This window comes from Campylobacter sp. 2018MI13, assembly GCF_018501135.1.
Lineage (GTDB): Bacteria > Campylobacterota > Campylobacteria > Campylobacterales > Campylobacteraceae > Campylobacter_E.
In genome coordinates this window covers 1-4,131 of sequence record NZ_JAHCZC010000106.1, presented here as the reverse complement: position 1 = coordinate 4,131, position 4,131 = coordinate 1, and the positions used below count along the sequence as shown (strand labels likewise).

General features: G+C 26.3%; 2 protein-coding genes. One reads left to right on the top strand and one right to left on the bottom strand.

Going from position 1 to position 4,131, the window contains the following annotated elements:
- Positions 1-520: 520 nt before the first annotated feature.
- The gene (locus tag KJQ99_RS08760; RefSeq protein ID WP_214116143.1) at positions 521-2,896 is read right to left on the bottom strand and encodes a ribonucleoside-diphosphate reductase subunit alpha; all 2,376 of its coding nucleotides are present in this window, start codon (positions 2,894-2,896) and stop codon (positions 521-523) included.
- 137 nt (positions 2,897-3,033) lie between these two features.
- Between KJQ99_RS08760 and KJQ99_RS08755 the strand changes: the two genes are divergently transcribed.
- Complete coding sequence (locus KJQ99_RS08755) at positions 3,034-3,915, top strand: RluA family pseudouridine synthase (protein WP_214150569.1); 882 nt, start codon at positions 3,034-3,036, stop codon at positions 3,913-3,915.
- Positions 3,916-4,131 lie beyond the last annotated feature (216 nt).

Genomic DNA, 4,131 nt, shown 5'->3' with positions numbered 1-4,131 from the left:
ATTTTCAATCAAAAATTTTATTAGCACAAAATAAGCTTGTTATTTTATTTCTATAAATAAAAATTTGTCTTCTAATTGGATAAAGTATTAGAACAATTGTTCTTTTGTGGTATTTACTATTTTTGTATCTTATTTAATTTTTTTACAAATTCTTCTTTATGCGTTATTTTAGTTTTACAAGTTATTGTAAAACTAAATATTTTGTAATCTAATTAATGAGTTAAGTTGAACCTATAGTTTATAATTTTATATATAAAATTCCAAGTGTGTTTAAGGTTATTAATAGTTACAATGTTATCTATTTTAAATTACTAACACTTGCACAATTATAGATAGATTACAATAACTTATGTTCTATAAATCTAAATAAAGTTTAATTAACATTATTAAAATAACTAAGAAAATAACAAATATAATTAAATCTTGTTAGTTATTTAGAAAAATCTATAAATATCAATATAATATATGAATTGTTTTTAAGATATAATCTTACTAATTATATCCTAAAATAATTTAATTTTCATTGACAACCTTCGCATTCAATGCTTCTATCAACAGGTTTATTATCTAGATGTTCGCTTGCTGGACTTTCACTTCTTAGATAATAACAAGATTTAAGTCCTAGTGAGTGAGCTAATGTATAAATACTATTTAAATACCCACCACTTGCTTTGTCAAGACTAACAAATATATTTAAGCTTTGTCCTTGGTCTATCCATTTTTGGCGAATTGCAGCAGCACGAACTAAATCTCTTTGGTCAAGCTCATAAGCTGTAACATAATATTGCCAGGTATCAAGACTTAGATTTGGAACAACATTAGGTATCATTCCACTTAAGTTTTGTTCAAACCATTTTCTTTTATACACAGGTTCAATTGTTTGAGTAGTTCCAACTAAAATTGATATGCTAGAAGTTGGAGCTATTGCCATTAAATAGCCATTTCTCATACCTTGTTTGCTAACTTTCTTTCTTAAATCATTCCAATCACAATTTGATTGATTAAATAAATTATCTCCTAGTGTTAGCATTTTTGCATTATCGTTAGCGACATCAATAGGGAAAATTCCCTTACTCCAATTACTTCCTTCATATTCAGGATATACACCTTTTTCAACTGCTAAATCACTACTTGCACTTATAGCTTCATAAGATATATTTTCCATAATTTTATCAATTAATTCAAAGTGGTCGTTAGTTCCAAACATTATTCCTTTTTCTGCTAACATTTGTGCTTCACCCATAACACCTAAACCTATTGCACGAGATTTAAGGTTAGTGTTTTTTACTTTTGCGTGTGGATAAAAATTAAGTTCAATTACATTATCAAGCATTCTAATTGCTATTGGAACTACTCTTTTAATATCTTCTATACTATTAATTTTACTTAAATTTATACTAGCTAGATTACAAACTGCGGTTCTTCCTTCATCATATTCTTTTTCTACTATATAAACTTTTTTACCATTTAAAGTATCAAGGCTACTTAATTTTTTTGCAGTTTTTACTTGTGAATTATCAAGAGTTAAAATATCATTTTCTTCATAAATCTTTATACTACCATCTTCAAAAGTAGCTTTTATTTTATAATGATTTGGGTCTGTATTTTGAAAAATTTCTGTGCATAAATTAGAACTTCTAATAAGACCTGAATGAGAATTTGGATTAGCTTTATTAGCATTATCTTTAAAGCATAAAAACGGCATTCCACTTTCAAAATAATTTGTTAAAATCTTTTTCCAAAGCTCTTTTGCATCCATTACTTCTTTTACTATATTTTCATCTTTTTCAAGTCTTTCATATTCTAATTCAAATTCTTTTCCGTATAAATCACAAAGTTGTGGAGTATCAAATGGGTCAAATAAAGTCCATTTTCCATTTTCAGCAATTCTTTTCATAAATAAATCATTTATCCATAAAGCAGGAAATAATTCGTGAGCTCTTCTTCTTTCTTCTCCGCTATTTTTTCTAAGGTCAATAAAATCACAAACATCCATATGCCAAGGCTCAATATAAACAGATATTGCACCTTTTCTTGTGCCTAATTGATCAACCGCTACAGCAATGTCATTTGTGATTTTTAAAAATGGAATAATTCCACCAGCTGCATTTTTATGTCCGTCTATACTACCACCCATAGCACGAACCTTACTCCAATCCCAGCCTATTCCACCGCCAAATTTAGATAATAAAGCCATTTCTTTATAAGAATCAAAAATACCTTCTATATTATCAGGGGTTGAGCCGATATAACACGAACTTAATTGGTGTCTTGTTGTTCTTGCGTTACTTAAAGTTGGAGTTGCACACATAACTTCAAATTTGCTTATTAAATCATAGAATTTCTTAGCCCATTCTTGCCTATTTAATTCGTTTTGAGCTAAAAACATAGCTATTGCCATAAACATATGTTGTGGTAATTCAATAGGATTACCTTTGCTATCTTTAATTAAATATCTATCATAAAGGGTTTTAATACCTAAGTAAGTAAATTGTAAATCTCTTTCAGGTTTGATATAAGAATTTAAATCATCTAAGTCATATTTTTCTTTAAGACCTAAAAATAATCTTCCTGCTTTTTCTCCACGCTCAAAATATTCTCTTAAATGCACATATTCTTTTTGTGGATTAACTTTGTGATATAAATCATATAAAAATAATCTCGCAGCTACAAAAGTCCAATTAGGTCTATCTATATCTATTTTATCAACTGCTGTTTTTATTAAAGTGTTTTGTATTTCTTCAGAAGTTATCATATCTCTAAATTGTATTTTAGCATCAACTTCTAGCTCACTTTGGCTTACATTATCAAGCCCTTCAGTTGCTAAAGTTGTATATTTTTTAATCTTAGATATGTCTAATTCTTCTACTCTACCTGTTCTTTTTACTACCTTCATGATTGATTATTTTTCCTTTGTGAATTTTAAAAAAGAATGTATTATAATAAGTAGATATATAATAAAGGTTAAAAAGAGTGGGATATTTATATAAAAAATTTTTTACTACAGAAAATAAAAAAGCTTATCAATTAGTTATGCAAAATTTAAACTACGATTTAAAAAAAGCACAAAGATTTTGTGATAAAAATCGTGTTATTATTTTTAAAAATAATGTTAGTAAAAAGCTAGAAAATACTTTAAATATAGAAGAAATAAATTTAACTGATATTGAAATATGTAAAAAGAATTCTATTATTTGTGGAGAATATTATTTACTAATTTATGAATGCGTTAGTAATAATTTAAAACCAATTTTTGAAAATGAATATTTTGCAATTTTTAATAAACCAAGTGGAGTTTTATCACATCCTAATGGAAGAAATTGTGAGTATTCTTTAAATGATGAAATTTGGCAAAAATATGGAGAAAATGCAAGTGTAGCTCATAGGCTTGACGCTGCTACAAGTGGTCTTATAATGGTAGCTAAAACAAAAACTGCCAATAAAGAATTAAAAGAACTTTTTGCAAAACAAAAAATACACAAAGAATATTTAGCATTAGTATGTGGTAATATTAAAAATGATTTTTGTGTTAGTGCAAGACTTAAAAATGATGATGATTTAAAAAATAAAATGCAAGTTTGTGTAGATGGCAAGATTTCACAATCTGAATTTATAGTTATCAAAAATTATCCTAAATATACACTTTTAAAAGCAATTCCACTAACAGGAAGACAACATCAATTAAGAGTGCATTTGCATTATGTAGGAAATAAAATCGCAGGGGATAATTTGTATGGACTTACTAACAAACAAGCAAGAGATATTTTAGATAAGAAAATATCAAATATAAAAGAACTTTGTGGTGCAAGTAGGCTTTGTCTTCATTCTGCAAGATTAAAATTTACTTATAAAAATCAAGATTATGATTTTTTTAATGATGATATAGAAAATGAATTTTTAGGAGCAATTAAATGAATGGATTAGATATATTTCAATATTTATTTATGGGTGTTGTTTGTATTGGTGGAATTATTGGAATGATTTTTATCATAATCAATGAAAAGAAAAAATAATGTTTCACGTGAAACTTTTTATCATTAGATTATTTTAATGTTTCACGTGGAACATTAAACTTATAATAAAATTATAATTATTTACATACAAAATAAATTCATTAAACAAAAATTTTAT

What these genes read in the sequence shown, in the direction of transcription:
- KJQ99_RS08760 (WP_214116143.1), bottom strand. Translation starts at nt 2,896, where the DNA reads ATGAAGGTAGTAAAAAGAACAGGTAGAGTAGAAGAATTAGACATATCT.
- KJQ99_RS08755 (WP_214150569.1), top strand. Translation starts at nt 3,034, where the DNA reads ATGCAAAATTTAAACTACGATTTAAAAAAAGCACAAAGATTTTGTGAT.